12 protein-coding genes and 1 pseudogene are annotated in these 17,587 nt (G+C 65.0%); 7 read left to right on the top strand and 6 right to left on the bottom strand.

The window, feature by feature from the left end:
• Positions 1 to 10 precede the first annotated feature (10 nt).
• The gene (locus ACX40P_RS13610; protein WP_459126894.1) at positions 11 to 1,228 is read left to right on the top strand and encodes a tetratricopeptide repeat protein; all 1,218 of its coding nucleotides are present in this window, start codon (positions 11 to 13) and stop codon (positions 1,226 to 1,228) included.
• Between the two features lie 11 nt (positions 1,229 to 1,239).
• Entirely contained in the window at positions 1,240 to 1,635 is a 396-nt protein-coding gene (locus tag ACX40P_RS13615) for a hypothetical protein (RefSeq protein WP_459126895.1), read from the top strand.
• A 216-nt stretch (positions 1,636 to 1,851) separates the two neighbouring features.
• Here the strand turns inward: ACX40P_RS13615 and ACX40P_RS13620 are convergent.
• Positions 1,852 to 2,511 (bottom strand): annotated as a pseudogene (locus ACX40P_RS13620) (IS6 family transposase); the annotation flags it as partial.
• 179 nt (positions 2,512 to 2,690) lie between these two features.
• On the opposite strand from ACX40P_RS13620, the gene ACX40P_RS13625 reads away from it, so the two are divergent.
• The 3 genes from ACX40P_RS13625 (at position 2,691) to ACX40P_RS13635 (ending at position 7,350) form a co-directional block, all read left to right on the top strand.
• A complete protein-coding gene (locus ACX40P_RS13625; RefSeq protein WP_459126896.1) occupies positions 2,691 to 5,717 on the top strand; it encodes a TonB-dependent receptor plug domain-containing protein in 3,027 nt (1,008 codons plus the stop codon).
• A gap of 698 nt (positions 5,718 to 6,415) precedes the next feature.
• Positions 6,416 to 6,934 carry a DUF3489 domain-containing protein gene (locus tag ACX40P_RS13630; protein ID WP_459126897.1) on the top strand — a complete coding sequence of 173 codons (519 nt, stop codon included), beginning with the start codon at positions 6,416 to 6,418 and terminating at the stop codon, positions 6,932 to 6,934.
• Positions 6,931 to 7,350: a DUF2924 domain-containing protein gene (locus tag ACX40P_RS13635; RefSeq protein ID WP_459126898.1), complete on the top strand. Its 420-nt coding sequence runs from the start codon at positions 6,931 to 6,933 to the stop codon at positions 7,348 to 7,350. Before ACX40P_RS13630 ends, ACX40P_RS13635 begins: the two co-directional genes overlap by 4 nt.
• Positions 7,351 to 7,488: 138 nt before the next feature.
• On the opposite strand, the gene ACX40P_RS13640 is transcribed toward ACX40P_RS13635, so the two are convergent.
• The 4 genes from ACX40P_RS13640 to ACX40P_RS13655 form a co-directional block, all read right to left on the bottom strand.
• Positions 7,489 to 8,205 carry an IS6 family transposase gene (locus ACX40P_RS13640; protein ID WP_459126899.1) on the bottom strand — a complete coding sequence of 239 codons (717 nt, stop codon included), beginning with the start codon at positions 8,203 to 8,205 and terminating at the stop codon, positions 7,489 to 7,491.
• Between the two features lie 23 nt (positions 8,206 to 8,228).
• Complete coding sequence (locus tag ACX40P_RS13645) at positions 8,229 to 8,486, bottom strand: hypothetical protein (RefSeq protein ID WP_459126900.1); 258 nt, start codon at positions 8,484 to 8,486, stop codon at positions 8,229 to 8,231.
• A gap of 254 nt (positions 8,487 to 8,740) precedes the next feature.
• A complete protein-coding gene (locus ACX40P_RS13650) occupies positions 8,741 to 9,055 on the bottom strand; it encodes a PilZ domain-containing protein (RefSeq protein ID WP_459126901.1) in 315 nt (104 codons plus the stop codon).
• Positions 9,055 to 11,154, bottom strand: a complete 2,100-nt coding sequence (locus ACX40P_RS13655; protein WP_459126902.1) for a FecR domain-containing protein — start codon at positions 11,152 to 11,154, stop codon at positions 9,055 to 9,057. Before ACX40P_RS13655 ends, ACX40P_RS13650 begins: the two co-directional genes overlap by 1 nt.
• Before the next feature lie 145 nt (positions 11,155 to 11,299).
• On the opposite strand from ACX40P_RS13655, the gene ACX40P_RS13660 reads away from it, so the two are divergent.
• Positions 11,300 to 12,958, top strand: a complete 1,659-nt coding sequence (locus tag ACX40P_RS13660) for a ShlB/FhaC/HecB family hemolysin secretion/activation protein (RefSeq protein WP_459126903.1) — start codon at positions 11,300 to 11,302, stop codon at positions 12,956 to 12,958.
• On the top strand, positions 12,959 to 15,307 hold the full coding sequence (locus ACX40P_RS13665) for a putative bifunctional diguanylate cyclase/phosphodiesterase (protein WP_459126904.1): 2,349 nt from the start codon (positions 12,959 to 12,961) through the stop codon (positions 15,305 to 15,307).
• Positions 15,308 to 15,528: 221 nt separating this feature from the next.
• Here the strand turns inward: ACX40P_RS13665 and ACX40P_RS13670 are convergent, their stop codons facing one another.
• A complete protein-coding gene (locus tag ACX40P_RS13670; RefSeq protein WP_459126905.1) occupies positions 15,529 to 17,334 on the bottom strand; it encodes a DUF885 domain-containing protein in 1,806 nt (601 codons plus the stop codon).
• Between the last annotated feature and the right edge of the window lie 253 nt (positions 17,335 to 17,587).

Raw genomic sequence — 17,587 nt, forward strand, 5'->3', positions numbered from 1 at the left:
GGCGCTGGCCGTGACGCGTCGCGGCGCGCTTCGCCGTCGGTCGCCTGCCGAATGGGCAGGGCGCGGCGCGCTTGCGCTGTCGGTGACCGTGCTGGGCGGCTTCAGCGTCGCCTTTTCGCTCGGCCAGCTCGTGGTCAAGTCCGATCCGGTCCGCGCGCACAGGCTCGTTCCCTACGACGGCCGGATCACCGCGGCGGCGGCAATGGCGCTCGCCGGCCCGGACTCGACCCTAGCGGATCGGCGGCGCGCGAACACGCTGGCACTGCAGGCGCTCCGCCAGGATCCGACGGCCGTAGCCGCGTTTTCGGTGCTGGGGGTGAATGCCGAGGTCGTCGGTGATGTGCGGGGCGCCCGGCGGTGGTTTCGGAACGCCCAGACGCTTTCGCGGCGCGATCTTCAGGTCCAGTTGTGGATGATCGAGGATGCCGTGCGGCGCGGCGATATTCCTGATACGCTGCGCCAGTACGACATCACGCTGCGCGTCATTCCGCGGATGTGGGAAGTCCTCTTTCCGATCCTAGCCGCGGCCAGCGACGAGCCGGGCATTCGCGTCGAGCTTGCTATGGTGCTGGCCAAGTCGCCGCCCTGGGGTCCGTTCTTCGTCGATTACGTGGCGGGCAACGCCCCCGATCCGAAGATCGCAGCGAAGCTGCTCACCGATCTGCGCGGCCGCGGCGGGACCGTTCCGGCCCAGGCACGAGCTAAGATGGTCAACGCCCTCGTCAAGAGCGGGTCGGTCGAGGATGCGTGGACCTATTATGCCGCGGCCGGGCCGACGCGCGACCGCCGTCGCTCGCGGGATCCGAACTTCGCGGCGGACCCGGCGACCGCCTCGCCGTTCGACTGGGTACCGATCGATGGCGGCGGGCTGACGGCCAATATCCAGGACGGGCTTTTCGACTTCGCGGTCCCGCCGAGCGTCGGCGGCCCGATGCTTCAGCAGATGCAGTGGCTACCCCCCGGCACCTATCGCCTGACGGGGCACAGCACCGGCATCGAGCAGGCGGCGAGCGCCCTCCCTTACTGGACGCTGCGCTGCCAGAACGGGCAGGAGCTCGGGCGGGTCGAGGTGCCCGGTTCCAGCGTCGCCAACGGCAATTTCACCGGCACGTTCAGCGTCCCGGCAGGCTGCCCGACGCAGACGTTGGTCCTGACCGCGCGGCCATCGGAAGCGATTTCCGGTCTGTCGGGGCAGTTCGACCGCGTCGAGCTGGTGCCGGCGCAATGAAGGCGGTCCCTATGCGCGTCTTGTTGTTGATCGCCGTCGGCCTCGCGGCGACTTCGCCCGCCAGCGCGCAGCTAATGTCGCGGCAAAGTACGTCCGCGACGACTGTCGTCCAGGACGAGGAGCAGCCGCCCGCGCAGCCGCAACAACGTCAGACGCCGCTCGACACCAATGCCGGCGGTCGCACTGCGAGCGCCTCGGTCGGGCAGGTCGGCCAGCGCCAGACTCGCGAAACGACGGCGCAGCAGGCGGGTATCGAGCCGATGGCCCGGATCGCGAGCCGCGTTCAGAACCGGGTGCAGAACCGGATCCGCAACCGGATCGACCGCTATTACGATCCCCGGGCCAATGCCACCGATCCGTTCATCGTTGCCGGTGACCAGGCTCGGAGGGGCGGCCGTCGTCGTTGAGGGCTTGGATCGGTGCTGTCAGACGTAATGCACCTACGTCGCCGCAAGCAGGGGCTTACGATATTTTCATCGGCGCTCGGGCATGCAGACGGAGCTGTAAGTCTGCGAACCCGCTCGGCTATGTTCTGAGCACGCCGCCGCTTGCCTGCCAATGGGCAGGCAAGTGGGCAAGAACCTCGCGCTAAATGCACGTAGTGCCGTTGCTTTGACAGCACCTTCGCGATCGATAAGGTGGCGCTCCAGACTGAAGTGGTTGTGGACGTTGGCGTGGATGGAGGCGAACTTCTGTAGCGTCTTCATCTGCCGGAACCGAAGCATCGCCCGCTCCCTTCGTCGGAACGGCAGATGGCTGTTCTCCACCCTGTTGTTGGCCCAGCGGCCGGTCTCCTGCTTCTCGCTATTGCCGAGCTCGTTCATGGCCGCGCGGTAGCTGCGCAGGCCGTCGGTCGTGATCGCTTTCGGTGAGCCGTGGCGTTTCAGCGCCCTCTTCATGAAACCGAGAGCGGCAGCCTTATCGCGGGTCCGGGTGACGTAGCTCTCGAGCACTTCGCACTCGTGATCCACCGCCCGCCACAGGTAGACCATCTCGCCGTTCAGCTTCACGTACATCTCGTCGAGGTGCCAACGCCAATGCCGGAAGCCGCGCATGCGGCACACCCGCTGCCGGCGAATATCGCCGGCGAACAGCGGCCCGAACCGGTTCCACCACAACCGCACCGTCTCATGACAAATGTCGATCCCGCGCTCGAACAGCAGGTCTTCCACGTTCCGCAGCGACAACGGGAAACGCACGTACATAAGCACGACCAGCCGGATCACCTCGGGTGACGAGTTGAAGTAGCGGAACGGCGAGGCTGGCTTGCGGGGACGAGGCATGTCCGGCCCCTACCCCGCCTTGCTTACCGATCAGTGCATTTGGTTTGACGGAGCCATGATCCAGCCTACGCTTCCAGTGTGACCCGCAGACCACATATCTGAAAATTAACGATGCCGCCCTTGCCTGTCGTCGGCAATGCGCATTGTTAGCATGCTTCGACAGTATGCGAGGATTTGTGATGAGTATCTTGGACTTGCGCGCAGGATGCGCCGCTGCCGCCCTGGTGGCCGGATGCCTGAGCGGCACGGCGTTGGCCCAGCAGGCGCCTGCTCAGACCGATTCCACGCTGCCGATCCCGTCCGAGCCATCGGCGCAGGCCGAGGCCGGCACGCAGACCCCGCCCGCCGACGGCAGCACCGGCGGTGACATCATCGTCACCGGCTCGCGCATCCGGCGACCGGATTTCGATTCCCCCAGCCCGATCATCTCGCTCGGTGCGGCGACCGTGCAGCAGGCGGGCACGACCAACCTCACCGATTTCCTGACCGGCTTCCCTGCGTTGCAGGGATCGTCGACCTCGGCCGACAATTCGGGCAGCGGCGCGGGCATCGGCGCGACCGGCCTCAACCTGCTCAACCTGCGCAACCTCGGCACCGAACGGTCGCTGACACTGGTCGACGGCCGCCGCCACGTTGCGGGCGTGCCGGGGTCGCAGGCAGTCGACGTCAACACCATCCCGATCGACCTGGTGGACCGGGTCGATGTGCTGACCGGCGGCGTCTCGGCGATCTACGGTGCCGATGCCGTGACCGGCGTGGTCAATTTCGTGCTGAAGAAGGATTTCGAGGGGCTGTCCGCGCGCGGCCAGGCGGGGATCAGTGAGTTCGGCGATGCCGGCAAGCGCTTGCTGGGCGTCACCGTCGGCAAGAATTTCGCCGACGGGCGCGGCAACGTCGCGCTGGCGTATGAATATGGCGACGAGAGCCGCCTGGAAGCACGCGACCGCGCACGCCTGCGCGGCACCAACCTCACCGGCTTCTACCGCAACCCGGCCGATCCCGAGTTCCGTCCGGGCTACACCGGTGGGGCCAGCAACGGCATTCCCGATCGTATCCCGACGCGCGACGTCCGCTATAACGACACGGCGCGCGAAGGCGGCATCGACGTCGACTTCGACGGCCTCCCCGACTTCATCGTCAATGCGGCCGGTCAGCTCGTTCCCTTCGACGCCGGCACGACCGTGCAGCCTGGCTTTTCGACGGGCGGCAACGCGACGCGGGTCGCCGATTACCAGAACGACCTGCTGCCCGACCTGAAGCGCCACGTCGTCAACGTCCTCGGTCACTTCGACGTGTCGGATGCGCTGACGGTGTTCGTCGAAGGCAAATATGCGAACGTGAAGTCGTTCACATTGGGGCAGCCGTCGTTCGACTATTATCTGCAGATCCCGGACGACAATGCCTATCTGCCGGCTGCGCTGGTCGGGAACGGCGGCGTTCTGCTCACGCGCGACAACTTCGATATCGGCCAGCGCGGCGAGAACATCGAGCGTGAGACGTTCCGCACCGTCGTCGGCGCGCGCGGCGAGGTCAGCGCGAACGCCAATTACGAAGTCTCCTATGTCTTCGGGCAGACGAACGTGACCAGCAACTACGTCAACGACGTCTTCGACGATCGTTTCCTGGCGGCGCTGGATGCGGTGCGGAACCCCGCGAACGGGCAGATCACCTGCCGCGTGAACCTGAACCCCGCCGCGCTGCCGGATCAGCCCTATACCGACCGCTACACCGGCGCCCCCGCGACGTTCCGCCCGGGCGAGTGCGTGCCGCTGAACCTGTTCGGCGACAATGTGGCGAGCCCTGCGGCGCTGGCGTTCGTGCGCGCCAACACGCAGGATCGCTCGCGCATCCGCCAGCATGTCGTCAACGCATCGCTGTCGGGCGATTTCGGACAGCTCTTCAAGCTGCCGGGCGGTCCGGTCGGCTTCGCGATCGGCGCCGAGTATCGCAAGGAGCAGAGCCGCTTCATCCCGGATCCGATCGCCGCGCAGGGTCTGACCTTCACCAATGCGCTCGGCCGCGACGAAGGCGCGTTCGACGTCAAGGAAGTGTTCGGCGAGTTGAACGCGCCGCTGCTGCGCGACGTACCGTTCTTCCATCGTCTGGAAGTCGGCGCGGCCGTCCGCGTCTCGGATTATTCGACGATCGGTAACGCGACCACGTGGAAGGCCAATGCGACCTGGTCGCCGATCCGCGACATCACCTTCAACGGCACCTATTCAAAGGCGGTGCGCGCACCGAACATCGGCGAGCTGTTCGGCGCCAATTCGCAGACCTTCTCCTTCATCACCGACCCGTGCGACCGGGCCGAACTGCAGAACGGCACGCAGTTCCGCGTCGCCAATTGTCAGGCGTTGCTGGGCAGCCTGGGGATCGCCAATCCCGCCGCCTATGAGGATGCGCGCTCGACCAACATCTCGGGCTTCGCCGGCGGCAATCGCAACCTGAGCGAGGAGGAGGCGACGACCTGGACCGCGGGCGCGGTGTTCCAGCCCCGTTTCCTCAGCGGGCTGACCGTGCGGGCCGACTGGTACGACATCAAGCTGACCAACGCGATCAACACCGTCAGCGCGACGCAGCTGGCGGAGCTGTGCGTCGATCAGCCGAGCCTGGACAATCCGTTCTGCCCGCTCATCACGCGGACCCGGACGGCCTCGACCACCGCGGACCCGGGCAACATCACCAGCTTCACGGTGGTGCCGCAGAACGTCGCCCGCTTCTCGACCGCGGGTCTCGACCTGAACGTCAACTACCGGCTGCGCACCGCGTCGTTCGGCGACTTCAACCTGCGCGTCATCGCCAACTATCTCGACAAGCTGGAATTCTTCGGCACGCCCGGTGCCGACGTCACGAACCGGCGCGGCGAGGCGTTCGCGCCGAAATACACGGTCAACACCGACCTGACGTGGCAGATCGGCAAGTTCACGCTGAACTACGGCCTGTCGTGGTTCGACAAGACGCTGCGCTACAGCAACCAGACGGTCGCGGGTAACCCCGATATCGTCGCGCCGGAATATCTGTATCTGAAGGAACTGTGGCAGCACGACATCTATGCGAGCGTCGATGTGAGCGACAAGTTCCAGTTCTTCGGCGGCGTCAACAACGTCTTCGGGCAACGTCCCGACATCGGCACCGATACCTATCCGGTGTCGTCGGTCGGTCGCTACATCTTCGCCGGCGCGCGGGTGAAGCTGCCGCGGTTGTAATGCCTCCGGGGATTCCGCCGTATGGCGGAATCCCGATCGGACGCGATCTTACAGAAGGCCCGACATGTCGACTGGTCGACATGTCGGGCCTTTTGCAGCGGTTGCCATTTCCTACTCGAAAGCACGAACTTTCGCGCTGCGACTGCCCCTTCAAAGGGGAAACCGCCCCCCCTTCGTCAAAGTTCGTGCTTTCGAGTAGGAAATACGACACGATGCCCCCCTCCCCGCATGTCCGTAAGGGCGGTTCCCAAAACGGATAGCGCGACATGTTCTAGCTCAACCGCCCGGATCTCGGAAACTTACCACTGTCACTTGCGGCGGGTACGGGAAAGAAGCCACCAACGGCTCTAACCGGTTGACAGAGACCCCGGGCCTAGGGCGTCCGAGATGGTGCTATCCGACTAACTCGAACCGCTCTCTACGCATTGCGCCTCACATTTGAGGAAGCAGCTAGCTGGCCAGCGACTGCCATTCTGCTAGCGCCGCAGAGCGTGTGCCCGACATGTTTTGAGCGTTCGGATTTTAGATTTCTGATTACGAAAAACGGTACACTCCGCTCGACTTCCACCGCCAACGAAGCGAACAGCGCTGGACCTTGAGTCGTGGGTAAGCCCCGCGCCCCGCCCCACCGATGCTGTCGGCTGGGGCTGATGCTGGTGGGAGCGGCAGCGTGCTGCTTCATCTCGATGGAGACCAGCATGACCAGGCTTACCGATACCCAGACCATTATCCTCTCGAGCGCAGCACAGCGCGACGGCGGCAGCGTGTATCCCCTGCCCGCGACCATCACCACGAGCGGCGCGCGCCTGACGAAGGCGCTGACGACCCTCATCGATCGGGGCTTCCTGGTTGAGCGCGAGACTGAACAGGCGGCCGAGACATACCGAGCCGACGGCGACGTGCGATACGGCATGTACGTGACGCAGGCGGGCCTGACGGCGATCGGTATCGACGCTGGCGATGACGGCCCCCGTGAGAGCGTGGCCCCTGCCCCTGCCGCCCCGCCCGTAGCGACCTCACGCGTCACCAAGGCCAGCACCGTGCTGCCGCTACTGCAGCGCGACGGCGGAGCGACACTCGCCGAGCTGATCGAAGCGACCGGATGGCTACCGCACACGACCCGCGCTGCGCTAACCGGCCTGCGCAAGAAGGGGCACGCGGTGGTGCGTGGCACGCGCGATGAGCAGACCTGCTACACCGTGGCGGTGGCCGCGTGACCGCGAGGTTGGAGGAGCAGCTCGGCCGGTTGGCCGGGCTGTCTTCGGCAGAGCTGCGCGTCGAGTGGCGGCGTGTGACCGCCACGCCGCTGCCGCGGATCAGCCCCAGCCTGCTGCGGCTGGCGCTTGCCTGGGAGATACAGGCGTTGGCCCTCGGTGGTTTGTCGCGCGAGACGCGGCGGACGCTGGTCGAGCTGGATACTGGCAAGGCCCGCACGCTCGGCGTGCAGCCGGGCACCCGGCTGGTGCGCGAGTGGCAGGGTCGCGTGCATATCGTCACCATCGGCGAGGACCGCGTTATCCACTGGGAGGGTCGCGCCTACAACTCGCTGTCGGAAGTCGCCCGCGCGATCACCGGTACGCGGTGGTCGGGCCCGGGGTTCTTTGGCCTCAAGCAGCGCAAGGTCGCGGCATGAAGCCGGTCCGCTGTGCGATCTACACCCGCAAGTCGAGCGACGAGGGGCTGGAGCAGGCATTCAACAGCCTCGACGGTGCTGTCAGTCTAAAGCGAACTGCTCTCCCCACGATGCACCTGGGTCTTTGAGGGCTGCAGCCTAGCTGGCGAGCGTCTGCCACTCCGCCAGCGCGGCGGAGCGTCGTTCCCGGTAGGTTTGTCGATCGATGAGGTGGCGTTCCAGGCTGAAGTGGTTGTGGACGTTGGCGTGGACAGAGGCGAACTTCTGCAGCGTCTTCATTTGTCTAAAGCGGAGCATCGCCCGCTCTCGTCGTCGGAACGGCAGGTGGCTGTTCTCCACCCTGTTGTTCGCCCAGCGGCCGATCTCCTGCTTCTCGCTATTGCCGAGCTCGTTCATGGCCGCGCGGTAGCTGCGCAGGCCGTCGGTCGTGATCGTTTCCGGTGAGCCGTGGCGTTTAAGCGCTTTCTTCATGAAGCCGAGAGCGGCAGCTTTATCGCGGGTCCGCGTGACGTAGCTCTCGAGCACCTCACCCTCGTGATCTACCGCCCGCCAGAGGTAGACCATCTCGCCGTTTAGCTTCACGTACATCTCGTCCAGGTGCCAGCGCCAATGCCGGAAGCCGCGCATCCGGCTCACCCGCTGCCGGCGGATGTCGCCGGCAAACAGCGGCCCGAACCGGTTCCACCAAAACCGCACCGTCTCATGGCAGATGTCGATACCGCGCTCGAACAGCAGGTCTTCTACGTTCCGCAGCGACAGCGGGAAACGCACGTACATCAGCACGACCAGCCGGATCACCTCAGGGGAAGAGTTGAAGTAGCGGAACGGCGAGGCTGGCTTGCGGGGACGAGGCATGTCCAGCCCCTACCCCGCCTTACTTACCGACCGGTGCATTTGGTTTGACGGCACCGGCTCACCCGCTGCCGGCGGATGTCGCCGGCAAACAGCGGCCCAAACCGGTTCCACCACAGCCGCACCGTCTCATGGCAGATGTCGATCCCCCGCTCGAACAGCAGGTCCTCCACGTTCCGCAGCGAGAGCGGGAAGCGCACGTACATCAGCACAACCAGCCGGATCACCTCAGGGGACGAGTTGAAGTAGCGGAACGGCGAGGCTGGCTTGCGGAGACGAGGCATGTCCGGCCCCTACCGTCCCTTGCTTACCGATCAGTGCATTTGGTTTGACGGAGCCTACTCAGAACTTAGCCGAGCGGGTTCGCAGCACTGACAGCTCCGTCTGCATGCCCGAGCGCCGATGAAAATATCGTTAGCCCCTGCTTGCGCCCATGTAGGTGCATTACGTCTGACAGCACCCGTTAAACTGATCTCAACCCCCACAAGCCTTGCTCGGTTCGCAGCTGAACTCCGGCGTGGCGCACGCCTAACTCCGTTTAGGTCAAGAACAGCGCCGAATAAAGCTCGATTTGATCGATCTCCTTGTGAAATTGCAAACCAACCCGATTGTTACGCGCCCAAGCAACAGTTGCTTTATGATTTTTGGCGTTGAGCCTAAGCTCAACCACGGCGCCCACCTCTGCATTCCTAAGGTGAAGTAGTGATCCGTTTGTAGATATGTCGAGTACATGGACACGGACAATCACGTTTTCGGATAAGAGTGTAGTCGGCAAAAAAGACTTCAAGCGACGCGATCGTCGTTTTTCAGTTCCATTTTGTTCAAATACATCGTTGATCGACGTGCGAAGCACTACCTACCTAAGCCTTTCTTCAACGCGTCCTCGATGGCCTTGGCCGCGTCGTCGGCCTTCTTTTGTAGCTCCTTGGCAGCCTTTTCGGCGGCCTTCGCAGCATCCTCAGCGGCTTTCGCTGCTTCCCTGGCTGCGTTTTCCTGTTGCTTCGCTAGCTCCGCTGCGGCCTTGGCGGCTTCCTGTTCTGCCTTCTTGGCAGCCTCCGCTGCCGCCTTCGCCGCTTTGTCTGCATCAGCTTTTGCAGCCTCTTCGGCGGCCTTGGCCGCTTCGCGTGCTGCCCGATCCGCCTCCTTGTCCGATGCGGCCTTAGCAGCATCACGCGCCGCCTTCTCCGCCTCCGCGCGCAGAGCGTCCTCCGCGGCCTTTGCGGCCTTCGCCGCGGCGTCGGCCGCCTCCTTTGCGGCTTTTTCGGCATCCTGCGCCGCGTCCCTCGCCGCCTTGTCAGCATTGTCGCGAGCGGCCTTTTCAGCTTCTCTCAGCGCTTGCGCAGCGGTATCCGCAGCCGCCTTTGCCGCATCCTTTGCGGCCTTGTCGGCGTCGGCATCGCTCGCCTCTCGTGCCGCCTTCGCCGCGTCCTCGGCCGCCTTCGCAGCATCTCGTGCGGCCTTATCGGCGGCAGCCTTCAGTGTCGGGTCCGCTGCAGCTTTCGCGGCTGAACTGGCAGCGTCGCGGGCGGCTGCGTCCGCCGCAGTCTGTGCCGCGGCCTGTGCCGCTGTCTTGCTGACACGCTCGCTTTCCGCGGCCGCAGCGGCATCAGCTGCACGCTTGGCTTCATCGGCAGCGGTAGCGGCAGCAATTGCCGCGGCCCTGGCCGCGTCATCGTTGGCCTTGTCCTGTGCGGCCTTGTTCGCGGCCTCTGCCACTCGAGACGCTGCCGCCGCGTCGGCGTCAGCCCGCGCTTTCGTGGCGGCTTTGGCTGCCGCCTCAGATTGAGCTCGCGCCGCGTCGGCTGCGGCATCTTCCGCCGCCTTGGCAGCCGCCTGCGCGGAAGCGGCGGCGGCGGCCGCGGCGGCATCGCTCTTGTCCTTCGCCGCTTCCGCCTGCGCCGTCGCCTCGGCCGAACGCTGCGCCGCAAGCGCTGCCTCCTGCGACGTCTTGTCTGCCGCCGCCTTGGCGTCTGCCGCCGCCGACGCAGCCTCGGTTTGCTTCGTCGCCTCGACGGCGGTCTTTTCTTGTTCCGCTGCCGCAACCATCGTGGTCGTCGCTGCCGCTACGGCTTTGGCAGCGGAGGCGGACGATTCCGTCGCGAGCCGTGTCGCGGCGGTAACCTGACCGGCATCGGTCGAAAAGCTTCCGCCGACGCTCCCGCTGACCAGTCCGTTGGTCACCTGAGCGAGTGCGACCGGTGTCTCGGACACCGTGACGGCGATGACCGGCGGGGATGGCGGCGCAGCGACCGCAACGGTGGTCGAACCGGACGCAGTCTCCGCGGCCGGCGCGCCTGTGTCGAGCGGGGTGGCGGGCGCGCTTGCCGTCTCGGTCGTCGTAGTAGCGGGCGTCGCAACATCCGGCGTCGAAGGGGCTGCCGGAGACACCAGCGTCCGGGTGACGCCATTGGCCTGGATCTGCATCGAATACAGGTCGTTCGCACCCACCAGCGCGATACCGCCGGGACGCAGCAGATCGTGTGCGCCGCCGTCAGTCGTCGCCACATCGACGGCGCCCTCCAGCACCTGCACGGATGCGCCCCTGTCGGAAACGCCGACACTGAACGTCGTGCCCTTCACCACGGCGGCGAGGTACGGCGTCTTCACCTCGAAATGCGGCGACAGCTTCTTCTTTATCATGAAGACGATGTTGCCGGCGTCCTGAACCAGCCGGGTCATACCGGTCGCCTGCTGATCGGCCGGCAGGCGCAGCTGCGAAGCGGGTGCCACCATCACATACTCGCCACCGCGCACCAGCACGGCACGGCCGTTTGCGCCGGTCGTCACCGTGTCGCCGGCCGATACGACGCCGCCACGCAGGGCGACCTTGACCACTCCACTGCGCGTCACGCGAACCGGACCGCTGGCCTCGCTGATCTTCCACACCGGCTCGTTCGCGAACGCCATCGTCGAACAGCTTGCGGCCAGGATAGCGATCAAGCGCTTTGACATCGGTGACTCCTACTCGGCAACGCGCCATATCCGGCCCCCTATGTCGCAGGGTCGTTGCGATCGACTTTCGAGGTAGGGTGAAGGCCGGTTAATCTTTTGCTCGTCACTAACCTTTTGAAAACGGCTGCCCGGTTACGCGCCGCTGATGAGATTCAGAACACCCGTCCGCCGTTTGCTGCTCACCCTGATGTGTGGCGGCGTCGCTCCCGGCGTCGCCGCTCAGGTGCGTCTGGACCGCGCCGATCCGTCAATCGTGCAACAGGCCCTGCCACAGCCTGCGCTGCCGGCCGATTCCTCGTCACCGATCGCACCGGTTCTGCCATCTGCCTCGCCGCAGTCCGGCCCCGGTCTCCGCAGGGTGGCCAGCGCGATCGTTGTCGACGGCAACCGGCAGGTCCGGACGCAGGCCTTCGCGCCTGCGCTCATCGGCTATATCGGCCGCGAGCTGTCGGGCGATGATCTCTCGCGGCTCGCCGGCGACGTCGCATCGGTGGCGCGAGCGGCCGGCTACCCCTTCGCCAGCGCCACGATCGCGCCGCAGACCATGTCCGGCGGCATCCTCCGCGTCACGCTGGATGAGGGACAGATCGCCGCCGTCCGGGTCGTCGGCGCCGTCAGCCCGCTGGCCGATGCGATCCTCAGCCGGGCACTCGTCACCGGCTCCGCCGTCCGCAGCGACGCGCTGGAAGGCGCGATCCTGCGCGTGGGCGACATTCCGGGTCTGAGCGTCAGGAACAGCAAATACGTCCGGCAGGACGGTTTCGGCATCCTGCTGGTCGACGTCGTCGAGGATCGCGCGAGTGCCTACGTCCAGGTCGACAACCGCGGCAGTGCGGAGGTCGGCCCGATCCGGTCGACGATGCTTGCCAGCCTGCGCGGAGTCGCCCAATCGGGCGACGAGCTCGGGATCGTCGTCGCGCTCACGCCCCTTCAACCGGGCGAATTCGCCTTCCTGCGCGCCCGCTATACATCGCCGGTATCGGCGGCGGGCGACGTGTTGACCTTCTCCGGCAGCTACGGGCGCGCCAATCCGGGCGCGTCGCTCGCATCGCTGAACGTCGTCGGCAACAGCCTCGATGCCGCCGTCGCCTACGCCCGACCGATCCTGCGCAGCCGGCGACGCAGCCTGTCGACCAACGTCGAATTGCGGACGCTCAGGAGCGACCAGTCCCTGCTGCGTTCCGAATTGCGGGATGACCGCCTGACGACCCTGACGGGGTCGCTGACCGCCTCGGCAACGCTCGGCGTCGGCACCCTGCGGGGCGAGGTCGCGGCGATATGGGGCCTTCCGCTCGCCGGCATGTCGCGGGCAGGGGACCGGCTGACGTCCCGCGCGGATGGTGACGCACGCTTCGGACTCGTGAATTACGTCATCGACTGGTCGATCGAACTCGGCGGTCCGCTTGCGGTGGTGCTGGCCTCGTCGGGTCAGCTCGCCTCGCGCCCGCTGCTGGCGACGATGGAGATAGGGGCGGGCGGGCCGGCGTTCGGTCGCGCCTATGATTATGCCGAACGCACGGGGGATCAGGGCGTGCTGGGCTCGGCGGAACTGCGCGCGAATCTGGGCGCGATCGCGGACGTGGTGGCGCGCACGCAATTCTATACGTTTGTGGACGGCGGCTATGTCGACAATCTGCGCGGCGGGTTCGGTGGTGGATCGTTGCTCTCGACGGGTACCGGGGTCAGGCTCGGTCGCGGCAAGCTCGACGGAATGTTCGAAGTCGCCCTTCCCTTGAACGCCGACCGGTTCGATACCGGCACCAAACGTCCCCGCGTCTCATTCCGCGTGTCGCGGGTTTTCTAGGTGCCCGCATCGTCAGCGCGCGGCTTCGGCCGGCGACCGTCGTCATGGCTGATCGTCGTCCTCGTCGTCCTGATGGGCGGCGCGATGCTTGCGACCGGATTCGGCCAGTCGATCGATCGTGCGTTGATGCCGTTGCGCTATGGCATCGTCGACCGCACGGCCAGCGGTCGGATCGCGATCGTGGAGATGGATGCCGACAGTGCTGCGGCGATCAGGCGCTGGCCGTGGTCGCGATCGAACTATGCCAGCGTCGTTGATAATCTTCGCAAGGCCGGTGCGAAATCGATCGTGTTTGACGTCGATTTCTCCTCCCGGTCCGACGATGCGGGCGACCGGGCCTTTTCGCAGGCTCTGGCACGCGCCGACGGACTGGTGGCGCTGCCGACGTTCGGACAGGTCGCTGGCAGTCAGGACCGGCGCACCATCGACGCACTCCCGCTTCCCGCCTTTCGCGATCACGCCGCCCTGGCCTCCGTCAGCATCCGCCCCGACCCCGATGGTCAGGTGCGGAACATGCCGCTTGGAACGATCACCGAGGGCACGCCCCGACCGTCCCTGGCGGCCTTCATCGCCGGACGTTCCGGCGCGGCGGACACCGAATTTCCGATCGACATGTCGATCGACCCGTCCTCCATCCCGCGTTTCAGCTTCATTGGCGTGCGTGACGGTCGCTTCGACCCCGCTGCCGTGCGCGGTCGTGATATCCTCATTGGGGCAACGGCGATCGAGATGGGTGATCGCTATGGTACGCCGCGTTGGGGGGTCATTCCCGGTGTCGTCGTTCAGGCGCTTGCCGCGGAAACCCTATTTCAGGGCATTCCGGCCCGCGGGGAACGGCTTACGATTTTGACGATGGCCATAGCAGCTATCGCCGCAATCGTGGGCATGCGGTCGGGGCCGGCAAGCGTGATCCTCGCCTGCATGTCGATCGTCATGCTCGCGGCGTTCGTGCTCGTCGCGCAGTATCGGTTCCTCGTGACGTATCCGATGGCGACGTCGATCACGATGATCGTCGCTGCGACCGTCGCCTGCATCGTGCGGCACGTCCTCGGACGTTTCCGCAGCCAGCAGCGCACGGATGAGGCGACCGGACTGCCGAACGCGCGGGCGTTGTTCGACTGGGCGAAGCCGGATGTCGAACTGACGTTGGCCGTCGTCCAGATCGATAATTACGAAGCGCTTCGCGCGGTGCTCGGCAATTTCGCGACGGCCGATGTCGTGATCCGCCTCGGCGAGCGCACCGCGCTGGTCGCCGATAACGGCACGAACTTCCGCACGGCGGAGAACCAGCTGAGCTTCGCCCTGACCGCCGGGCAAATGGCCGATGACACGCTGCAGGGGCTGCGCGCGATGTTGTTGCAGCCGGTTGAGGTCGGCGGTCGCCGGGTGGACGTCGCCGCGACCCTCGGTATCGCCACCGGTGACGGACGCGATGTCGAGCGGTTGTTGAGCGACGCATCGCTCGCCGCCGAAGCTGCGCGAACGGCGGGCGTATTCTGGCAACGGGCCGCGACCGACATGGACGGTCTCGAACGATCGATCTCGCTGATGGGCGAACTCGATGCGGCGATCGAGGCCGGACATATAGAGGTTTTCTATCAGCCCAAATATCATCTGCGCGAATGCCGGATCGTCAGCGTGGAGGCGTTGGTCAGGTGGCGCCACCCGACGCGTGGTTTCATCGGTCCCGACCTTTTCATCCCGGCGGCCGAGAAAAGTAACCGGATCGCCGCTCTGACGCTGCACGTCATCCGGCAGGTCGTTCGCGATGTCGACGACTGGCGCCGCACGACGCCGGATGTGACGGCCGCCATCAACATCTCCGCCATCCTGTTGTCCGACGTACCGTACAATAGCGCGGTCGAACGCATCCTCCTGACCGCACCCATTCCCGCCTCAAGCCTGGTTTTCGAGGTCACGGAATCCGCTGCCATGACTGATCCCGATGCCGCCGTCGCCGCCCTTTGCCGCTATCGTGACCTCGGCGTTGCGATTTCGATGGATGATTATGGTACTGGCCAATCGACGCTGACTTACCTCAAACGCCTTCCGCTCGCCGAACTAAAGATAGATCGGAGCTTCGTGCAGTTTGCGCACCGGAACGCTGCGGACGCAGTTCTTGTTCGTTCGACGATCGATCTAGCTCATCAGCTCGGGCTTAAAGTTGTTGCGGAAGGTGTGGAGGATGACGAGTGCTTACGCTTTCTGACTTCGGTTGGGTGTGATCTGGTGCAGGGTTATGTGATTAGCCGGCCAGTTCCCAGCGCGGAGCTATCAGCGATTCTCATGGCAGACGTAGAAAAGGCTCCGTCAAACCTGATGGACCGGTCGGTAAGCGGGGTGGGTTAAGAGGGCTCAGCGCGCCCACCCGCACAAGCTCGCCTTCAAAAGCTTTGATCGGGCACGATGAACAATTGTCCGCTCTCGAGAACGATCTAATGGGCCTTGAGTGACCGGGTGTCGGTCCAGCCTGCCGCGATGTCGCGCGGCAGGTAACTTGTCCACCAGAAGTGGCTGCCGGTCCTGACTTTTTTTAGCGAGTGGAGAATGTGCTCCGACGCATCCATGAATTACCTTGCCTTCGTCGCCGCTATGTATCGATTGACCTGCTCTTCGAGCACGGCGAGCGGTAGTGCGCCTTGGCTCAGCACCGCTTCGTGGAAGTCGCGGATGTCGAAATTGGGGCCTAGCTCCTGTTCCGCCCGCTTGCGCAGTTCGGCGATCTTGAGTTGCCCAACCATGTAGCTGGTCGCCTGGCCTGGCCAGTTGAAGTAACGGTCGACCTCACGGCCAATGTCCTTCTCAGATACCGAGCTGTTCGCCTTGAAATAGGCGACCGCCTGTTCACGCGTCCACCGCTTCGAATGTATGCCAGTGTCGAGCACCAGGCGGATCGCCCGCCACACTTGCAGCGACAGCATGCCGAACCGCGCATACGGGTCCTTGTACACCCCCATTTCATTTGCCAGCCGCTCCGAATACAGGCCCCAGCCTTCCACATAGGCTCCGTATCCGCCGAACTTTCGGAACTTGGGGATACCGGTCATCTCCTGCTGACGGGCAATCTGGAAATGGTGGCCCGGCGCGCCCTCATGCGCGGCGATGCCGGCGACCTGCACCTTCTGCGTCTGGTTCATATCGACGAGATTGACGTAGTAGATCCCCGGTCGCGACCCGTCGGCGGAGGGCGGGTTGTAGAAGGCGGTTGAAGCCGTGCCCTCCCGCCATTTCTCTACCGCGCGCACTTCCAGAGGCGCCTTGGGCAGGACACGGAAATAGCGCGGGGCCGCGACCATCACCGATGCGATCACCGCACGGGCGTCGCCCAGATATTGCTCGCGGCCGGCGGCGGTGTTCGGATATTTGAACTTCGGATCGGTGCGGATGCTGTCGAAGAACTGCTCCAGCGTGCCGGCGAAGCCGACTTCCCGCTTTATAGCCTCCATCTCTCCACGGATCGCAGCGACCTGACGCAGCCCAAGGTCGTGGATATGATCCGCGGTCAGATCGGTGGTCGTCGAACCCTTCAGCCGGTCCGCATAATAGGCTGCACCGTTCGGCAGGCTCCATGCCCCGAAATTGCCTTTGGACAGCGGCTCGATCGCATCCAGAGCCGCGAACAGCGTGTCGTAGCCGCGGCGGAAGGGGCCGGTCAAAGCCGCGCTGGCGTCGTTCAGCAGCTTCGCCTTCGTCGCTTCGGGCGCCCTCAGCGCGGTCACCTTCTTGCGGAAATCGGCCAGCAGGGTGGAATCGGGGCCGGTGTCGAACGGCGCGCCGCTAATGACCGCCTTGGCATCGGCGCGGGCGGGCGCGAAATTGACCTTGTTGGGGATGATCCCCGCCGCCGCCTGCTCGCGCATCGTCGCCGCGACTTCGCGCATCACGCGCTCGGTATCGCGCAGGCGGGAGATGTACGCCTGCGCGTCGGCGACCGTGTCGATCTTGTGATTGTTGATTAGCAGGACCGGGATGTCGCCCGCCGGGCTGCCGTTCGTCGACACAGGGAAGCGCAGCTTGCGGAACTGCAAGGATTCGCGGTCGCGTGCGACTTGGTATTCAAACAGGCGATAGCTGACCTGCGCGCTCTCGCCCAATTGCTCGGGCCGGAATTGCGCGTGCATCGCTTTCAGCTGTCGCTCGGCCAGCGCCTGCGATCGCACCGCAGCGGCATCGGTATAATCGTCGAGCTTGCCGTAGTCGGTCTTGAACCCGAGCTGTGTCTGACTTTCCGGGCTGAGCGCCAACTGCTCGTCATAGGCGCGGTCAAGGAATTGCAGCAGCGCGAGGTCTTGGGCCTTGCTGGGTGCGGCGGCTGGAGCAGCCTGAAGCTGCATCGGCGCACTTGCCATGACCAGCGGGGTCAGGGGCAAAATCATGAGAACGAAGGCAAGACGCATCGGATACTCCTGGGCGAACCCGGCTGTCTGATTGTTAGCCGGCGCCTTGTAAGGTGACTGTGCCGTGACAATCGTTATACGGAACACCCTTGTCCGGTCGAGATCCATGGGGATGGACCGCCTTCCTCGAAGCGTCGGCTACAAGCTCGTGTCAGCCTTCACGCACGGTCTGCTATTCTCGTGATGAACGAATGGCAGGAACAGGGAAGCGGCTCCGGCCAGCCGAACGGCC

It is taken from the genome of Sphingomonas sp. RS2018 (genome assembly GCF_054489605.1).

Coding starts and splice junctions, on each gene's coding strand:
- ACX40P_RS13615 (WP_459126895.1), top strand. CDS start 1,240: ATGCGCGTCTTGTTGTTGATCGCCGTCGGCCTCGCGGCGACTTCGCCC.
- ACX40P_RS13645 (WP_459126900.1), bottom strand. CDS start 8,486: ATGCCTCGTCTCCGCAAGCCAGCCTCGCCGTTCCGCTACTTCAACTCG.
- ACX40P_RS13630 (WP_459126897.1), top strand. CDS start 6,416: ATGACCAGGCTTACCGATACCCAGACCATTATCCTCTCGAGCGCAGCA.
- ACX40P_RS13640 (WP_459126899.1), bottom strand. CDS start 8,205: ATGCCTCGTCCCCGCAAGCCAGCCTCGCCGTTCCGCTACTTCAACTCT.
- ACX40P_RS13625 (WP_459126896.1), top strand. CDS start 2,691: ATGAGTATCTTGGACTTGCGCGCAGGATGCGCCGCTGCCGCCCTGGTG.
- ACX40P_RS13655 (WP_459126902.1), bottom strand. CDS start 11,154: ATGTCAAAGCGCTTGATCGCTATCCTGGCCGCAAGCTGTTCGACGATG.
- ACX40P_RS13670 (WP_459126905.1), bottom strand. CDS start 17,334: ATGATTTTGCCCCTGACCCCGCTGGTCATGGCAAGTGCGCCGATGCAG.
- ACX40P_RS13660 (WP_459126903.1), top strand. CDS start 11,300: ATGAGATTCAGAACACCCGTCCGCCGTTTGCTGCTCACCCTGATGTGT.